Origin of the sequence: Sphingomonas sp., from assembly GCF_051962185.1 — a bacterium.
Taxonomy (GTDB): Bacteria; Pseudomonadota; Alphaproteobacteria; order Sphingomonadales; family Sphingomonadaceae; genus Sphingomonas.
Genome location: NZ_JBQCCN010000300.1, coordinates 1 through 15,848 on the forward strand (window position 1 = coordinate 1; position 15,848 = coordinate 15,848).

13 protein-coding genes and 1 pseudogene are annotated in these 15,848 nt (G+C 65.4%); 5 read left to right on the top strand and 9 right to left on the bottom strand.

Annotation, left to right across the window (positions count from 1 at the left end; all coding sequences use genetic code 11):
* Positions 1-1,144 (top strand): dipeptidase (locus ACTHJR_RS18320; protein WP_440524834.1); only part of this gene is annotated, 1,144 nt, incomplete at its 5' end.
* A gap of 16 nt (positions 1,145-1,160) precedes the next feature.
* Here ACTHJR_RS18320 and ACTHJR_RS18325 read toward each other — a convergent pair.
* A complete protein-coding gene (locus ACTHJR_RS18325) occupies positions 1,161-1,622 on the bottom strand; it encodes an Lrp/AsnC family transcriptional regulator (RefSeq protein WP_440524854.1) in 462 nt (153 codons plus the stop codon).
* Between the two features lie 130 nt (positions 1,623-1,752).
* Between ACTHJR_RS18325 and ACTHJR_RS18330 the strand changes: the two genes are divergently transcribed.
* Positions 1,753-2,814 (top strand): Glu/Leu/Phe/Val dehydrogenase dimerization domain-containing protein, encoded by a 1,062-nt coding sequence (locus tag ACTHJR_RS18330; RefSeq protein ID WP_440524836.1) that lies wholly within the window; start codon positions 1,753-1,755, stop codon positions 2,812-2,814.
* Between the two features lie 14 nt (positions 2,815-2,828).
* Positions 2,829-3,122, top strand: coding sequence for a hypothetical protein (locus ACTHJR_RS18335; protein WP_440524838.1), 294 nt, complete (start codon positions 2,829-2,831; stop codon positions 3,120-3,122).
* Positions 3,123-3,354: 232 nt separating this feature from the next.
* Here ACTHJR_RS18335 and ACTHJR_RS18340 read toward each other — a convergent pair whose 3' ends face one another.
* Positions 3,355-3,792 carry an Lrp/AsnC family transcriptional regulator gene (locus ACTHJR_RS18340; RefSeq protein ID WP_440524839.1) on the bottom strand — a complete coding sequence of 146 codons (438 nt, stop codon included), beginning with the start codon at positions 3,790-3,792 and terminating at the stop codon, positions 3,355-3,357.
* Between the two features lie 151 nt (positions 3,793-3,943).
* Between ACTHJR_RS18340 and ACTHJR_RS18345 the strand changes: the two genes are divergently transcribed.
* Entirely contained in the window at positions 3,944-4,990 is a 1,047-nt protein-coding gene (locus tag ACTHJR_RS18345) for an ornithine cyclodeaminase (RefSeq protein WP_440524841.1), read from the top strand.
* Between the two features lie 226 nt (positions 4,991-5,216).
* On the opposite strand, the gene ACTHJR_RS18350 is transcribed toward ACTHJR_RS18345, so the two are convergent.
* The 3 genes from ACTHJR_RS18350 to ACTHJR_RS18360 all read right to left on the bottom strand — a co-directional run bounded on the left by ACTHJR_RS18350 (position 5,217) and on the right by ACTHJR_RS18360 (position 9,978).
* Entirely contained in the window at positions 5,217-6,767 is a 1,551-nt protein-coding gene (locus ACTHJR_RS18350) for a DHA2 family efflux MFS transporter permease subunit (protein WP_440524843.1), read from the bottom strand.
* A gap of 375 nt (positions 6,768-7,142) precedes the next feature.
* Entirely contained in the window at positions 7,143-7,652 is a 510-nt protein-coding gene (locus tag ACTHJR_RS18355) for a MarR family winged helix-turn-helix transcriptional regulator (protein WP_440524845.1), read from the bottom strand.
* A 244-nt stretch (positions 7,653-7,896) separates the two neighbouring features.
* Positions 7,897-9,978, bottom strand: coding sequence for a hypothetical protein (locus ACTHJR_RS18360; RefSeq protein ID WP_440524847.1), 2,082 nt, complete (start codon positions 9,976-9,978; stop codon positions 7,897-7,899).
* A 158-nt stretch (positions 9,979-10,136) separates the two neighbouring features.
* On the opposite strand from ACTHJR_RS18360, the gene ACTHJR_RS18365 reads away from it, so the two are divergent.
* Entirely contained in the window at positions 10,137-10,859 is a 723-nt protein-coding gene (locus ACTHJR_RS18365; protein WP_440524849.1) for a cation transporting ATPase C-terminal domain-containing protein, read from the top strand.
* Here ACTHJR_RS18365 and ACTHJR_RS18370 read toward each other — a convergent pair.
* From ACTHJR_RS18370 to ACTHJR_RS18385, 4 genes and pseudogenes are all read right to left on the bottom strand, one after another.
* Positions 10,789-11,412, bottom strand: a complete 624-nt coding sequence (locus ACTHJR_RS18370; protein WP_440524856.1) for a response regulator transcription factor — start codon at positions 11,410-11,412, stop codon at positions 10,789-10,791. The genes ACTHJR_RS18365 and ACTHJR_RS18370 overlap by 71 nt on opposite strands.
* Positions 11,409-13,231, bottom strand: a pseudogene (locus ACTHJR_RS18375) (PAS domain S-box protein). Before ACTHJR_RS18375 ends, ACTHJR_RS18370 begins: the two are co-directional and overlap by 4 nt.
* A 152-nt stretch (positions 13,232-13,383) precedes the next feature.
* Positions 13,384-13,800, bottom strand: coding sequence for a response regulator (locus ACTHJR_RS18380; protein WP_440524851.1), 417 nt, complete (start codon positions 13,798-13,800; stop codon positions 13,384-13,386).
* A gap of 199 nt (positions 13,801-13,999) precedes the next feature.
* Positions 14,000-14,212 carry a hypothetical protein gene (locus ACTHJR_RS18385; protein WP_440524853.1) on the bottom strand — a complete coding sequence of 71 codons (213 nt, stop codon included), beginning with the start codon at positions 14,210-14,212 and terminating at the stop codon, positions 14,000-14,002.
* Positions 14,213-15,848 lie beyond the last annotated feature (1,636 nt).

Consider the following 15,848-nt stretch of genomic DNA (forward strand, 5'->3'; position numbering starts at 1 on the left):
GCTGATCGACGGGCATAACGACTGGGCCGAGACCGCACGCGACGAGGCCGGCGACAGGCGCTGGACGCTCGACCTCACCAATCTCCCCGCGCCCTACAATACCGACATCACCCGGCTCCACGCCGGCATGGTCGGCGGCCAATTCTGGTCGGTGTTCGTCGATGCCGACAAGCCCGGGCTGGTCCAGGTCGAGGAGACGCTCGAGCAGATCGATTGGGTCAAGTCGATCATCGCGCGCTATCCCGGCACCTTCGAGCTGGCGCGCACCGCGGCCGACGTCCGCCGCATCCATGCGCAAGGCCGGATCGCCAGCATGATCGGGGTCGAGGGCGGCGGCCAGATCGACGGCAATATGTCGGTGCTGCGCGCCTATCGCGAGCTTGGCGCCTCGTACCTCACGCTGACTCACGTCAAGACGATTGCCTGGGCCGATTCGGCGACCGACAATCCCCAGCACAACGGGCTGACACCGTTCGGCAAGGATGTCGTGCACGAGCTTAACCGGCTCGGCATGCTGGTCGACCTCAGCCATGTCAGCGAGGCGACGATGCGCGACGCGCTGGCGGTCAGCAAGGCGCCGGTGATCTTCTCGCATTCGAGTGCACGCGGCATCGACGGCCACACGCGCAACGTCTCCGACGATATCCTCAAGCGGCTCGCCGCGAACGGCGGCGTGGTGATGGTCAATTTCGCCGAGCCCTACATCTCCGAAGCCTATCGCGTCTGGGCGGCCGAGGCGGCGGCGGAAAAGACCCGGCTCAACGCGCCGCCTTATGACGGCCTGTTCGTCGGCGAGCCCGACAAGGCGGCCGCGGCCTATGCCGCCTGGCTGAAGGGGCATCCGGCACCGCGGGTCACCTTGGCCCAGGTAGCGGATCACATCGACTATATCGCCAAGGTCGCCGGCGTGGATCACGTCGGGCTGGGCAGCGATTTCGACGGCGTCGGCAACCAGCTTCCCGAAGGCCTGTCGAGCGTCGCCACCTATCCCGCCTTGCTCGCCGAATTGCTGCGCCGCGGCTGGAGCGATGCCGACGTCGCCAAACTGGCCGGCGGCAACGTCCTGCGCGTCATGGACCAGGCCGAGCGCGTTGCGCGCGACATGGCGAAGGAGCCGTTCTTCACGCCACCGATGGCGAGCTGAGGCACCAGGGTCGCGCTCAGACCGGTAGTGCGGTCGTCGACTTGATTTCGGAGAGCGCCACCGTCGAGTTGATTTCCTGCACGCCCGACAGCCGCGACAGCTTCTCGAAGAAGAAGCGTTCATAGGCTTCGATATCGGCGGCGACGACGCGGAGCATGAAGTCGACCGATCCCATCAGCACATGGCATTCGAGGACTTCGGGAAAATCGCGGATCGCCGCGGCGAATTCGTCGAGATTGGCGCGCCCATGCGCGTTCAGCTTCACTTGCGCGAAGATCTGGGCATTGAGCCCGATCTTGCGGCGCTCGACGATCGCCACCCGGCGCTTGATGAATCCTTCCCGCTCGAGCCGGTCGATCCGGCGCCAGCAAGGCGAGGCCGACAAGCCGACCGCTTCCGCCACCGCCGCCGTCGAAAGCGACGAATCCTCTTGCAGGAGTCGCAGGATTTTTCGTTCGTAGCTGTCGAGGGTATCCAGCACAATTCTCCCCGTTTCGGTCGATTCCGGGTCAGTTTTTACCAGAACAAGCGACGAGCGGACAAGATGGGGTCAGATTCTTCCGACTGGCGGCGATACAATGCGCGCACCAATCACCGGGGACCAAGTCATGCCTTTCGACCGCGCACCGCAGCCACATCCACCCGAGGAGATGATCCCGCTCGACGATCCCGAGAGCGGTCTGCGTGGCGTGATCGTGCTTCATTCGACCGCGCTCGGGCCGGCGGCGGGCGGGTGCCGCGTCTGGCGCTACGAGAACGACCGCGAGGCCGCGCGCGACGCCCTGCGCCTTGCCGAGGGCATGAGCTACAAGAACGCCCTGGCCGGCCTGCCGTTCGGCGGCGGCAAGGCGGTCATCTGCCAACCGGCCGGCGCGTTCGATCGCCAGGCCTTGTTCCGTGCGTTCGGGCGCGCCGTCGCCTCGCTCAACGGACGCTATGTCACCGCGGAGGATGTCGGGACATCGGTCGAGGACATGCTGACCGTCGCCGAGACCACGCGCCATGTCGCCGGCTTGCCGAACAAGCTCGGCGCGCCGGGCGGTGACCCTTCGCCCTGGACCGCGCTCGGCGTGTGTCGCGCGATGCAGGTAGCGGTCAGGCGGCGTCTCGGCACCGACCTCCAGGGGGTGACGGTCGCCGTACAGGGGCTTGGCCATGTCGGGTTCGCGCTGTGCGAGTTGCTCCATCGCGCCGGCGCCCGCCTGATCGTCGCCGAGCCGCGCGCGGCCGTCGCCGCCAGGGCAGCCGCCTTGTTCGGCGCCGAGGTCGTGACGTCGCACAAATTGCTCGCGGCGGAGGCCGACGTGTTCGCGCCTTGCGCGCTCGGCGCGGTACTCGACATGGCTGCGGTCAAGCGCCTGCGCGCGACCGTGGTGTGCGGCGCGGCCAACAACCAGCTCGCCATGCCGCAGCAAGGCGTCGACCTCGCGGCGCGCGGCGTGCTCTATTGCCCGGACTATGTCGTCAACGCGGGCGGCATCGTCAGCGTCGCCGCCGAGCATTTCGGCTGGAGCCTAGCGGAAGCGCGCAAACGCGTCGAAGGTATCGGCCTGCGCTTGGCCGAGGTGCTCGACCACGCGGACGGGGGGGGAATGGCGCCTAATGAAGCAGCCGATTCGCTCGCACAGTCGCTGATCGCCGGGAAGCGCCCGACGTCGTTGGCCGCGTGACGGTGACGCACGCCATGGCCGCATGCGACGCGCGACGAGCGCCACCCACGCGGGCCGCGGTGTTCGTCGTCACCAGTGACCGATGCCCGCATGTCCTCTGCCGCTTGCTCGGCTTGTTCGCGCAGCAGGATCGCATGGTCGAGCGTGTCGAGGCGATCGACACCCGGCGAACGCTGCGCGTCAGGGTGCAAGTGGCGGACATCGACAGGCAACGCGCGGCGATCGTCGCCGAGAAGATGCGTCAGCTGGTGATGGTGCGGACGGTCGAGTTGCGGTCGGCGGGCGACGTCGCCGAGCTGGCAGTCTGAGCGCGACCCCGATCGGAGACGCGCCCTCGTGCTGGCCCGTCGTGCCCCGCTTACGGCGACCGCGTCTACGCGGTCGTCCGGACTCCCGACGATCTGTCGATCGCGGACGTCGAGGCCGTCGTTCGCGCGCGCCTGTCGCGCAACGGATGCCCGGAGAGTTGTGAGCGCGTGGAAGGGGTGCTGCGGGACGATGCCGGCAAATGTTCACCGCCGCGCCTTGCGCGACGTCTTCCTAGACGGTGCTCAGCAGCAAGCTGGTTTCGCTGTTCGCGACGCCGTCGATCATCCGCACTTCGCGAAGGACGCGGTCGAAATCGGACAGGCTCTGCGCGTTGATGTCGGCAACCAGATCCCAACTCCCGTTGGTCGTATGCAACGTGCGGATCTCGGAGATGCCGCGCAATTTGCGGATCACCTGCGTCGTCGACTTGCCGGTCACCTCGATCAGCATGATCGCGCGTACGGTCAGGTCGTCATAATCCTCGCGCACGCGAACGGTGAAGCCGAGCAAGGCGCCGGTATCCAGTAAGCGATCGAGCCGGTTTTGGATCGTTCCCCGGGCGACCCCGAGCGCGTCGGCGATCTTCGCGAGCGATGCCCGGCCATCGGCCCGCAAATGGGAAATGATGCGACGGTCGAGATCGTCGGGCATGTATTTGGCGACATCCATGACGCATCCCATCGCTTAGCTGATTGGCGAAACGGACAACCAGATTGTCAAAATCTACCAATTTCGGAAGATTTTTAAAGCTGGATTGCGATTTCGCTCGACAGAACACGCTTCTAGGCTCGCGGCAGCCCGCCAGCGCAAAGGATCAGCCATGCCGCCCGCCCCCTCGCAGCTCGCCTATATCCCCTTCGTCAGCGTCGAGAACATGATGCGCCTGGTCCATCACGCCGGCATCGAGACCCTTCTGCGCGAACTGACCGACGCGATCGAAGCCGATTACCGGCGCTGGGAGTCGTTCGAAAAGACGCCTCGCCTCGCGTCGCATTCGGACCAGGGCGTGATCGAGCTGATGCCGACCTCCGACGGAGAGGCGTTCAGCTTCAAATATGTGAACGGGCACCCTAGCAACATGTCGAAGGGGTTCCAGACGGTCGCGGCCTTCGGGCTGCTCGCGCGGGTCGACACCGGCTATCCGCTGATGCTGACCGAGATGACGTTACTGACCGCGCTGCGTACCGCCGCCACTTCGGCGATGGCGGCCCGCCACCTGGCGCCCCGCAACGCCAAGGTGATGGCGATGATCGGCAATGGCGCCCAGGCCGAATTCCAGGCGCTGGCGATGAAGGCGGTGGTCGGCATCGAGGAAGTCCGCCTTTACGACATCGATCCCAAGGCGACCGAAAAGGCAGCCCATAACCTCGAAGACTCGGGCCTGCGGGTCGTTTCCTGCGCCAATTCGCAGGAGGCGATCGAGGGTGCGCAAATCATCACCACCTGCACCGCCGACAAGGCTTATGCGACGATCCTGACCGACAATATGGTCGGCGCCGGAATCCACATCAACGCGATCGGCGGGGACTGCCCGGGCAAGACCGAATTGCACCGGGACATTTTGGCGCGCGCCGACACGTTCGTCGAGTTCGAGCCGCAAACGCGGATCGAGGGCGAAATCCAGCAGATGGACGCGCGCTATCCCGTCACCGAGTTCTGGCGCGTGCTGACCGGCGACGCGCAAGGGCGTCGCGATACACGCCAGATCACCCTGTTCGACAGCGTCGGCTTCGCGACCGAGGATTTCTCCGCGCTACGCTACATCTACCAGAAATTGGAGGGGACGGATTTTTTCCAGCAGATCGACATCTTGGCAGACCCCGACGATCCGCGCGATCTGTTCGGGATGCTGCGACGCGCTGCCTGACCATTCGAGATCTCGCCCGGGGCCGTACCGGTCGGCCGGAGGGGGCGCTGATCGTCACCGCGAAATCCGCCGGGGCCGATCCCATGGCGCCGGCTCATCCGCCCGAGTGGTGTCGCTCGGCGCAGAGCATGCGCGAGGCAGCGGTGATGATGTCGCGGGCGCGCGCAAGCAGCGTGACGAGATAGGCCGGTTCGAAGGCGAGGTAGCGGCGTTCGCGCGCTCGCCTTCAGCCGGCTGCGTGGCCGCGGGTCGAAGGCTCGGGCTGGCGGCGCGGTGTTCCGCGCCCGCTGATTTCCGCACCGGCGTCACGATCGAACCGGGCATTGACCAGTACCGACAGCAGAGAGATCGCCGTAACGGTCCAGAAGGCGGCGGAAAAATCCGCGAAGCCGGGCCTGGCGTCGCCGCGCAAGGCCATCGACACGTGGAGCGCCGTGGCTCCGGTGCAGATGCCCAGTGACAGCATCAGCTGCTGGAAGGTCGAATAGAAGCTGGTGGCGACGCTCATTCGATCCTTGGCGATCTCGTCATAGGCGATGGTGTTGTAAGCAGTGAACTGGAACGACATCAGGAAACCGGAGACCAGCATCACCGCGAACACCGCCGCGAGCGGCCAGCCCGGACGGAACAGCCCGCACAAGGCATAGCTGCCCGCCCCCAGCACGCCCAGGCAGATCAGGCTCGAGCGAAAGCCGAACCGCCGCAGCAGGCGCGGCGCGACGCCCTTCATCCCGAACGAACCGATCGCCGTCGCCAGGGTCATCGCCCCGCTCTGCGCCGCGGACAGGCCGAAACCGAGCTGCATCATCAGCGGCAGCAAGAATGGCTGCGCGCCTTGCGTGATGCGCGTCAGCGATCCGCCAAGCACGGACAGGCGAAAAGTCGGGATTCGCATCAGCGAAACGTCGAGAATCGGATGCTCCGTCCGCGCCGCGTGGCCGAGATAGAGGCCACCGCTCGCCGCGCCGATGACGACCAGGACCGCCGCGAGCGCCCCGGTGCCCGATCGGCTCGACATTTCGAACCCGAACAACAGGCAGCCGAGCGCGACCGCCGACAGGACGAAGCCGGTGCGATCGAACCGGTGCACCGATGGCTCGCGGATATCGGCGATGAAGCGCCCGACGAGGAAAATGCCGACGATGCCGATCGGCAGGTTCAGCCAGAAGATCCAGCGCCAGTCGAAATAGGTGACGATGAAGCCGCCCACCGGGGGGCCGATGATCGGGCCGATCAGCGCCGGCATGATCAGCCACGACATCGCCGACACCATGTCGCGCTTGGCGACCGATCGCAACAACACCAGCCGTCCGACCGGCAGCATCATCGCCCCGCCGATCCCCTGGACGAATCGTGCCACCACCAGGATCGTCAAATTGGGCGCCAGTCCGCAGGCGAGCGATCCGGCCAGAAACAGGCCGATCGCGGCCCTGAACACCTGTTTGGCGCCGAACCGGTCGGCGGCCGTGCCCGATGCCGGGATGAACACCGCCAGCGCGAGGAGATAAGCGGTCAGCGCGATGCTGAGCTCGGGCGCCCGGACGCCGAAATCGCGCGCCATGGTCGGCAAGGCGGTCGCCAGTACGGTCGCGTCGAGATTTTCCATGAACATCGCGCAGGCGATGATCAGCGCGACGGTGCGGTAATTGCCGCTGACGGCCGTGCCGCCCTGGACATCGCTGGTTTGCGCGAGCGCGTCGGCGGCCGGCACGATGCCGTCGCGCACCTCGGCATTGACCGAGGCGATCCCGCGCCGGCGGGGCCGAAGAAAGCGCAACGGATCGAAACGAAGGGGAGGAAGCAACATATTCTATCGCGCTGCCCCAATACGCCGTCTGTCCGCGGTGTCGATTGCGTTCTCCGCCGCCCGTTGCTGCAAGAAATTCATGCCGGAGAGCCAACGCGCGTCGGCGCCTGTCGGTCGCGACGAAGTCCGCCAGCTCAAGCGGCGTCCCATTCCGCCGCGTTCGTCCCCCGAACCGGCGCCGTCGCAATTGCCGGGCGAACCATGCGGCATGCGTCCGGGATGGCCGCAGACGCGATCGGGCAACCCGCGAGTGCCGCACGAGGCCGCTCCGCAAGAGTGCCGGCCGAATATGTCGATAGAGTCGATCCACGGAAGCGGGCTGTGGCAACAGGCGGTGGCCGCCCGTCAAACGCCGCCGATTTGCATCCGTCTGAATTGTGCGCGGCCTTCCTCGCCGATGAGGCTTTGGGCGAACAACCAAAATCCCGTCACGGCTTCCGATCCGCATTCCCCATAGGCGCGCGCGACATTGTCATGGAGTTCCTGAAACAGGTCTCGCTCGAGCGCCGCGCCTTCGGTGGTCAATTGCATCAAGCGCGTCCGGCGATCGCGATCCCCTACCCTCACCTCGAGCAACCCTCTGGTCGTGAGATCCTTGCTGATGCGTCCGAGCGACTGCTTCGTGACGCTCAGCAGTTCCAGAAGGCGGGACACCGTCAATCCCGGGTTGCGCGCGACGAAATACAAGCCGCGATGGTGCGCTCGCCCCAGCCCGAGTTCAGCCAGCTTCGCATCGGCGCGTTTGAGATGCCGGGTATTGATGAAGAACAGCAAGTCCATGCCTCCGCGCACCGCTTCTTCACGGAGATATTGCCCCGCCGGGGGGAGAATTGGGTCGACCATCACATCCCCCATGATACGGGCGCCACCGGGGCGGGCGCCCCTTCGGGTTGGAGGGCCTTATGGAGAACCCTATCCCGCAACTGTCAACGGCCAAGGCCTCGGCCGCCGTGACACCGCGCGGCGCGGCGGCGCGGCGATGTCGGCGCTTCGTCTGGGCCTGCCCGTCCATCGGGATGGATGACCGGGAGGTCGCATCGCCGCTCCTTTTCGGGCCGCGCCGCGCGTAACGCGGCCACGGCCACCAACCCACCCTGACTCAACGAAGCGTGACGAGGAGATCCCGCCCAGCCGAAGCGACATTCCCGGCTCGGTCAGCGGCATGGATGCGGATCGTATAATCGCCAGGCGGGAGGTCCGCCGGATTCCAGCCGCCAGGCTCCGCCCGTCCATGGCGCAGGACGTTGGTGACGACATAGAGGAACTTCGTTTGCTGGTCGCTATGGACCGTGTCGCCGCTCGAGGGCGCGTAGATGATCTTCGCGGCATCGGCGGACGTCGGCATGCGATCGAATTCCATCGTGATCCGCGGCCGCTCGAAACCCGGCGCGGGCCTGCCGTCCGCCTTCAGGATTTGAAAGCCGATCCGGTAGAGACCGAGGCGCCGGCGCGCCGCGTTGTTGTCGACCTGATCCCACGCGTCGGCGACGAGGCTGACGACGCCCCCACCGGCGGGAACGAGCAATCGCCCCTTCTCCATCGCGGTCAGACGTTGGCCGTCGCCCCCCAGCACATAGACCTGGTCGATATGCGGCGCGACGTGATCGCCGAAGCCCGGGAAGTCGAGCAGCAGCGCGTTGACCTTCTCGCGGGGCGCGCCGAGTTCGAGATGAACGTGCGCCATGCGGTTGATCGTGCCGAGCGGGTCGCCGACGCGGAAGCGGGTGCCGCGCCTGACCCGGACTCTCGTGACAAGGCCTTGCGCGTCGCGCAGTATCTGGAACCGCGCGGAATCGAGCGGCTGGCCCGTCGCGGTACGCCCGACGCGCATGTGAATATACGTCAACTGGTCGATGCGCAGGCCTTCGCTCAGGCCCTCGACATCCCAGTCGGGCAGCGGATCGCGCACGGTCTCGTCGGCGGACGCGAATACCGTCGCTCCTACGGGGGCGCTGATGTCGAGACCGGCGTGGAGATGGTCGCGGGCTTCTCCCTGATAATTGCCGCGCACTTCCCCCATGTCTCCCACCACTTCATGCCAGCCGAACTGCGGCTCGACCGGCCAGGGCACGATCGGCGCATGGACCAGGGCCGGTAGCGCGGCTTCGGGAATGGCCGCGACGGCCGGCGGCGTGCCCGGCGTGCGCGGCGAGAGCTTGCGGACGGCATAGGCCGAAGCGTCGGCGACGTAGAGCGCACCGGAGGAGTCGAGCGCGAGCCCGGCCGGACCGGCCAGCGGCAGCGCGGCATTGCCGTCGATCGTCGACCCGGGCCCCGCGAGCACGCGCAGTGCACCCGCCGGCGACATCTCGACGATCCGCCCACGCCGATAGCAGGACAGGTAGACGTATCCGTCCCAGCTGGCCGCCACGCCCACCAAGCCCTGCAGCAGACCGGCGCCGTCGTTCGGATCGGTTCGGGCCAGCGTCGAGACGCGACCGTCTCGCTCCACGTTGCGGAGCGCATCGTTGCCGCTGTCCGCCACCAATATCCGGCCGTGCCGGTCGAGCGCGATCGCGGTCGGCGTGTCGAACGCCGCACCGACACCCTTGCCGTCCGCGAAGCCTGGTGCGCCGGCGCCGGCGAGAGTCCGGACCTGGCCATCCGGCGAGATCACGCGGATGCGGTCATTGTAGCTGTCGGCGACATAGATATCGCCCTGATCGTCGGCGGCGATGCCGATCGGACCGTCGAAGCGCGCCTGCGCCGCTGGGCCGTCGCGATAGCCGGCGGTGCCGTCTCCGGCGATTGTCGTCACGATCCCCGCCGGGCTTATTTTGCGAACGGCATTGCCGCCGGTGTCCGCGACGAAGAGGTTGCCCGCGCGGTCGAGCGCGAGGCCGGACGGCGTGTCGAACCATCCTGGCAAGGTCGTGACGGTACCGTCGGGGGCGATCTTGCGAATTCGGCCCGGATCGCCGGCATCGGCCACATAGAGGCTCCCGCGACCATCCATCGCCAAAGCGAACGGATCGCCGAAACGGGCCCGGTTCGCCGCGCCGTCGACATGGCCCCGGACGCCATCGCCGGCGACGGCCGTCATCGTCGCCGGCCAGCCGAATTTCGTCGGCGGCGGCGTGAACCAGCCAAGCGTCGCCAGCAGCCAGACTGCAGTCGCGGCCGCCGCCATGAGGCCCAGACCGACGACCAGAGCGAGCTTGCGGGGCGAATTCCTGAACATCGTGAACGCGCCTATGAGCAATTCGGGACGCAATCTCCAGCCAGCTGCAGATCGTGGGAACATGCACGCGGCATGGTGATTTCCGGCAATGCCTCGACTCCGACCTCAACGTTCTCGCCGATGGCATGGCAGAGGGACGACGGACCTGCGCCAACATCATGAAATATATCCGGATGGGGACCAGCTCCAATTTCGGCAACATGCTGACCATGGCGCTGGCGTCCGTCGTGCTGCCCTTCCTGCCACTGACAGCGGTCCAGGTGCTGCTCAACAATATGCTCTCCGATGTGCCGCAGGTCGGGATCCCGTTCGACCACGCCGACGCCTCGGACGTCGCGCGCCCGCGCGGTTGGGACATGGCGGCGCTGGTCCGGTTCACGCTGATCATGGGGCCGTTGTCCTCGTTGTTCGACATCGCGACGTTCGTCGCCCTGACCAAGCTGTTCGACGCCGATGTCGGCACTTTCCGGGCGGCCTGGTTTATCGAGTCGATGGCAACGCAAATCCTGGTCGTCTTCGTCATCCGCACGCGCTGCCGCTTCTGGCGAGACCGGCCCCATCCCGTCCTGACGCTGTCGGCCCTGGCATGCCTGGGCCTTGCGATCGCCCTGCCCTATCTGCCGTTCGCGGCGCTCCTGGGGTTCGAGGCGCCCGGCGCGATCATCCTCGCCGCTATCGCGCTGCTAGTGATCGTCTATCTAGCCGCTGTGGAAATACTGAAGGGCATGGCGCTGGCCGAACGCGATCGCGCAGGTGCTGCGCGTATCGCCGACAGCACCGAGGTCGGTGAGGCTCAGAGCACTAGCGGGTTTACGGCCGGCCTTCGCCCAGCCCACCGGCAAAAGCGATCCGCAACACCTCGGAAAGGCTGCGTGCCTTGAGCTTGGCCATGATGTTGGCGCGATGCACCTCGACCGTGCGCGGCGAGATTCCGAGATCGTAGGCGATCGTCTTGTTGGGATAACCCTGAGCGAGTCCTTGCAGGACGTCGCGCTCGCGACTGTTCAAGACGCCGAGCACGACATCGGCCTCGGCCGCGCGCGCCACGATATCGTTCGACGAGGCCAGCCGCTCGAACGCCCGTGCGATCGCCTCCGCCAGCGCGCGGGTCTCGAACGGCTTCTCCAGGAAATTCACCGCTCCCGCCTTCATTGCCTTGACCGCGACCGCGATGTCGCCGTGGCCGGTCAGCACGATGACCGGCATGGTCACGCCACGCTCGCTCAGCTGCTGCTGGACTTCGAGCCCATCCATCTCGGGCATGCGGACGTCGAGCAGGATGCAGCCGGTTTCGACATGGCGCACTTCCTTCAGAAAGGCCGTCCCGGAGGCCCAAGTGCGCACCGCGTAGCCCGACGTCTTGAGGAAGAAACTCGTCGCGCGGCGGACGCTTTCCTCGTCGTCGACTACGTGCACCAGGGGGCGGTCGGTTATTCGAGCAACTCCACATCGGCGCGGGCCAGGGTGAAATGAAAACAGGCCCCGCCGCCCGGGTTCGGCTCCATCCAGATGCGCCCGCCATTGGCCTCGACGATCGTACGGCAGATCGACAGGCCCAGGCCAAGTCCGCTGCTCTTCGTGCTGTTAAAGGCGCGGAATAGGTTCTCGGCTATTTCGGGCGCCACACCCGGCCCTGTGTCGGCAACCGTCAGGCGCACGAAGCCGCCGTCTTCGGGATGGCTCGACACCGTCAGCCGGCGGGTCGTAGCTTGGCTCATCGCCTCGATCGCATTGCGCATCAGGTTGATGAGCACTTGCTGGATCTGGATCTTGTCGACCAGGATCTCGCGCACTGCCGGGTCGAGTTGGAATTCCGCGTCCACGCTCTTTTCACGGGCGCCAATCAGCGCCAGCTTCGACGCGCCATCGACCAGGTCGTGGAGATCCTCGGCGCTCTTTTCGACCTCGCCCCGGGCGACGAATTCGCGCAGCCGCCGGACGATGCCGCCTGCACGAAGCGCTTCCTCATAGGCCTCGGCTAGCCCCTCATCGATCATCGCGCGATCTTCCGGATTGTTCTCCTCGAGGAGATTGCGCACGCCGCTGACGAAATTGGCGACGGCGGTGATCGGCTGGTTGAGCTCATGCGCAAGCGTCGAGGCCATCGTACCCATCGCGCTGACTCGCGCGGCATGGACGAGATCGGAGCGCAATTGCTCGATGCGCTGGTCGGCCGCATGCTTCTGCGTGAGGTCGCGAACGAACCCGGTGAAGACGCGCTCGCCTTCGGAGAGGGCTTCGCCCACGGCGAGTTCCATGGGAAAGACCGATCCATCGCGCTTGAGGCCCGTCACCGTGCGGCCCATGCCGATGATCCGTTCTCGCCGGTCTCGAGGTAGCGGCGCAGATAGCCGTCATGGCGTTCCCGGTCGGGCGTGGGCATCAAACGGCTGACGTTGGAGCGGACGATCTCGCTCTCCGCGTAGCCGAACAACTGCTCAGCGGCATGGCTGAACGATAGGATTTCGCCAGCCTCGTTGATCACGATCATCGCGTCCGGCACGGCGGAAAGGATCGAGCGCAGATGCGAGGCCCCGGCGCTGAGCTTGCGCTCAGCCGCGCGCTGGTCGGTCACGTCGCGGATCACCTTGCCGAATCCCTTGAGCGTGCCGTCCTTGTCATGAAGCGCGGTCATGGTGACGTGGGCGAGGAATTCCGATCCATTCTTGCGCAGCCGCCAGTCCTCCTCCTCGAACCGCCCTTCGTGGCGCGCTCTCGCGAGATCGTGGTCAGGCTTGCCCTCGGCGATCGCCGTTTCGGGATAGAACAGGGTGAAACGGCGCCCGATCACCTCGTTTTCGCTCCAGCCCTTCAGGCGCTCGGCGGCCTTGTTCCAGATCGTCACGCGGCCATCGGGGTCGAGCATGTAGATGGCATATCCGGAGGCGCCGTCGATCAGCAGGTTCAGCTCTTCCGCCAGGTCGTCCGCGCGCCTAGCGCGGCGGTCGGCCCGTTGCTCGCTGTCCTCCGACCGGCGGCGGAGCGAAGTGACATAGCCGGCGATCCAGATGACGAGGGCCGCGGTGATCGCGAAAGCGAGCAGTTCCACCGACCAGAAACCATCGGTCGACCATCCCAACGCATGGACCGCTCCGACTGTGAGAACGGCCGCGAGGATGGCGGGTCCACGTCCGGCAAAAACCGCCGCGGAGAGGATCGCGACCGTGAAGAACAGGAAATAGCCCCGTCCATTGAGCCACGGTTCGAAGGCAAAGCGCGTGAGCGCCGCGACGGCTACGGCGATGATCGCCATGCCATAACCGATCCAGATCCGATCGATTGGGAACGATAGCCGAGAGTTCAAGTACGCCCCTCCCGAAAGGCGGGGAGCCTCCGCGCGATACCTCGCGCGGCTCACCGACAATCAAAAAACCAGTAACATATATTGGGTTCCGCCAAAAGGACTTAGCATGGAGCTCTGGCGGACGCCTCCCCGATTTGGCAGGACGAGATCGCTAATGCCCTGATCAACTCTTCAGAGCGAAACGGCTTGGCGAGCACGGCTGCAAAGCCTGCGTTCAACGCGAAGCGACGCAATTGGGGCGAATGAAGCGCGGTAATCAGAACAGCTCGACCCTGCCAGCCGCGGGCGCGAAGAATGCGCAGGGTCTCGATGCCGTCGCTTTGCGGGAGGATATAGTCGATCACCAGCCGCGATGCGCCTGCCGCCGCCGGTGAGGCCATTGCCGCCTTGGGCCGGGAAAAGGCGAGAACCTCGTAACCCAGGCCGGTGAGCAGCAATTGCAGGGAACGCCGCAAGGCGTCGTCGTCTTCGACGATCACGACTTGGCTTGCGATCACCGGGTTGATCGTCTCCGTCATCGGACAAGCTCCCTCGCCCCGGCGCATGAGGATCGCGAAGTCCGCGACGCATGGGTATGCCGCCGTTGGCCGCCCGCGAATGCAACGGCGATCACTCTCTTCCTACGCGCACGGATCGTCATTCGGCTGGAGTACGAGCGGCCGGATCCGGTCGCCATCCGCATTGATACGCATGTCCCCCGCTCCGGCCGCAACCGGATCAGGCGGCGAGCGGCAGGCGCAGCGGGCGGCGGGCTGGCAGCCGGCGCGAGTGCTTGGATGACGGTGCCGGCCCAAGGCAATCGAGCGCCCGCTCCACGTCACCGCGCGCGACCACAACGGGAGCGTCGGCGTTTCGGGCGATCCGGCGCAGCGTCGTCATCTCACCCTGCGCGGCGTCCGCCAGGACCAGGCTCGCCTTCAACGGAAGCAAATGCCCTCGCGAGGCGTCGGCCCGCCTCGCGGCGATCACGGAATTCGGGAACCATGGGAGATCTCCGCATCGAAATGGCGCAGGAACCAGCGCGCGGCATGGCCGACCACCGCATCCCATGATAATCTGGATATAGGCGGCAATTCAGATCGAGGTCGCTTTGAAGGCCTGTGGCCCGCCTGACACGCGTTCTCCTGGCGTTTTCCCTGATGATCACCTGATGCCGCCTGAATTGAAGGCGTTGCACGACCTGCATGGAGCCTGATCCCATCCTGCATCGCGCCTGTTAATGTCGTGCGTCGCGGAGCGCGGCGAGGGGCGGGAAAGCCCGGAAAACCGCCGGATTCGACGCCAATCAGCGCGCTAGGCCGTCGCTGTCGGCTGGCGAATTTTGCGATAACAGGATTGCACCGAAAATAGCGCGGTGGCGCAATTCCGTACTGGCCCCGGCTGCCGCAGAGAATGACGGGAGATTTGGCCCTCCGGCCAAGGAAGTGGTTCTCTGGAGTACGGAATGAGTGGCCAAAGCGCGCGGAAGTGCGGCAGTTTCCGCAGTCATGCGCCGGCGATCTCTCATTTGGCAGACTAAGTGGCGGAGAGGGTGGGATTCGAACTCAAGCAATAACTACTTGAGAAAACGCCATCATTTTTCGTCCCGCTTTCCGAAGTACCACGAAAGATACCACGTCAACTTTCTGGCCTAAAAACCAACACTTGCATACTCAGTTCGGCACCGTGCTTCTCTATCGAACCCACGGTACATGATCAATATCGGAACACGCGCCGGGCCGACGACGCGTAGTCAAAATCGACCTAAAATTGGTCGTGTGCGGACTAACAGCTTGTGAGAGTGTCCCTGGCAAGATCCGCTGACGGGCCGGCGTCGGCGCCGCAACGGACAGACAGGTCGCTGTGGTGCCCTTGCCGTCCACCTCCCCGTCGACGCGCCGGCCTATATTACACTGTTAAGTCTGAAGCTTTGATGTGCAGCGTGATCCGCCCCTCACCGACATTGAAGGTCGCGCCATGAGCAGCACCAATCGGTCAAGCAGCTCCTGTTCTTCCGCTTCGTGGTCGATCGGGCGCATGCACGACGTATCGTTATCACATATTGCTCGATAGGCCTCGATAAGCGCCGCGGGCGAGCAGGAATCAGACAGGCGAGATGTGTCTTCTATCTGCTCCCTGTGTGCAGCAATGTCGGACGCAATGACAGGCCGCCCTGCCGCGTATCCGCTGAAACTTGGCTATCAGAAAAGATGAGCGCGCCGTGAGCCGCTCCCCACTTTGTGGAGAGTTAAAAATTGTAATCCTCGAAAGCTGTACGCTCGGCATCGCGCCTAGCGCCAGCCTCCTAACGGACGGTGCATTTGATCTGACAGCGCCCGCTGAAAGCCTTTGCCGGACGAGTGCATCCGACCCGATGACAATCCGATCCATCAATTCCCTGATGATGATCGGATAGCGTCTCCGCGGCTGTCGCGGCTATTTGACAAATCGTCAAATCGTGGGCTATTTCGGAAACATCATTTGACCAACTCGTTTGAGAGTCGGGTCACGTTTCCGGGGTCGTGAACATGAGCAGCGGGCAGTCAGGGTTGAGCGACGCGTCGATCGGCCCCTGCCCGCCGCCAAT

Excerpts from the sequence above, each read along its gene's own strand:
- ACTHJR_RS18330 (WP_440524836.1), top strand. The coding sequence starts at position 1,753 with ATGCCTTTCGACCGCGCACCGCAGCCACATCCACCCGAGGAGATGATC.
- ACTHJR_RS18335 (WP_440524838.1), top strand. The coding sequence starts at position 2,829 with ATGGCCGCATGCGACGCGCGACGAGCGCCACCCACGCGGGCCGCGGTG.
- ACTHJR_RS18340 (WP_440524839.1), bottom strand. The coding sequence starts at position 3,792 with ATGGATGTCGCCAAATACATGCCCGACGATCTCGACCGTCGCATCATT.
- ACTHJR_RS18345 (WP_440524841.1), top strand. The coding sequence starts at position 3,944 with ATGCCGCCCGCCCCCTCGCAGCTCGCCTATATCCCCTTCGTCAGCGTC.
- ACTHJR_RS18355 (WP_440524845.1), bottom strand. The coding sequence starts at position 7,652 with ATGGGGGATGTGATGGTCGACCCAATTCTCCCCCCGGCGGGGCAATAT.
- ACTHJR_RS18360 (WP_440524847.1), bottom strand. The coding sequence starts at position 9,978 with ATGTTCAGGAATTCGCCCCGCAAGCTCGCTCTGGTCGTCGGTCTGGGC.
- ACTHJR_RS18365 (WP_440524849.1), top strand. The coding sequence starts at position 10,137 with ATGAAATATATCCGGATGGGGACCAGCTCCAATTTCGGCAACATGCTG.
- ACTHJR_RS18380 (WP_440524851.1), bottom strand. The coding sequence starts at position 13,800 with ATGACGGAGACGATCAACCCGGTGATCGCAAGCCAAGTCGTGATCGTC.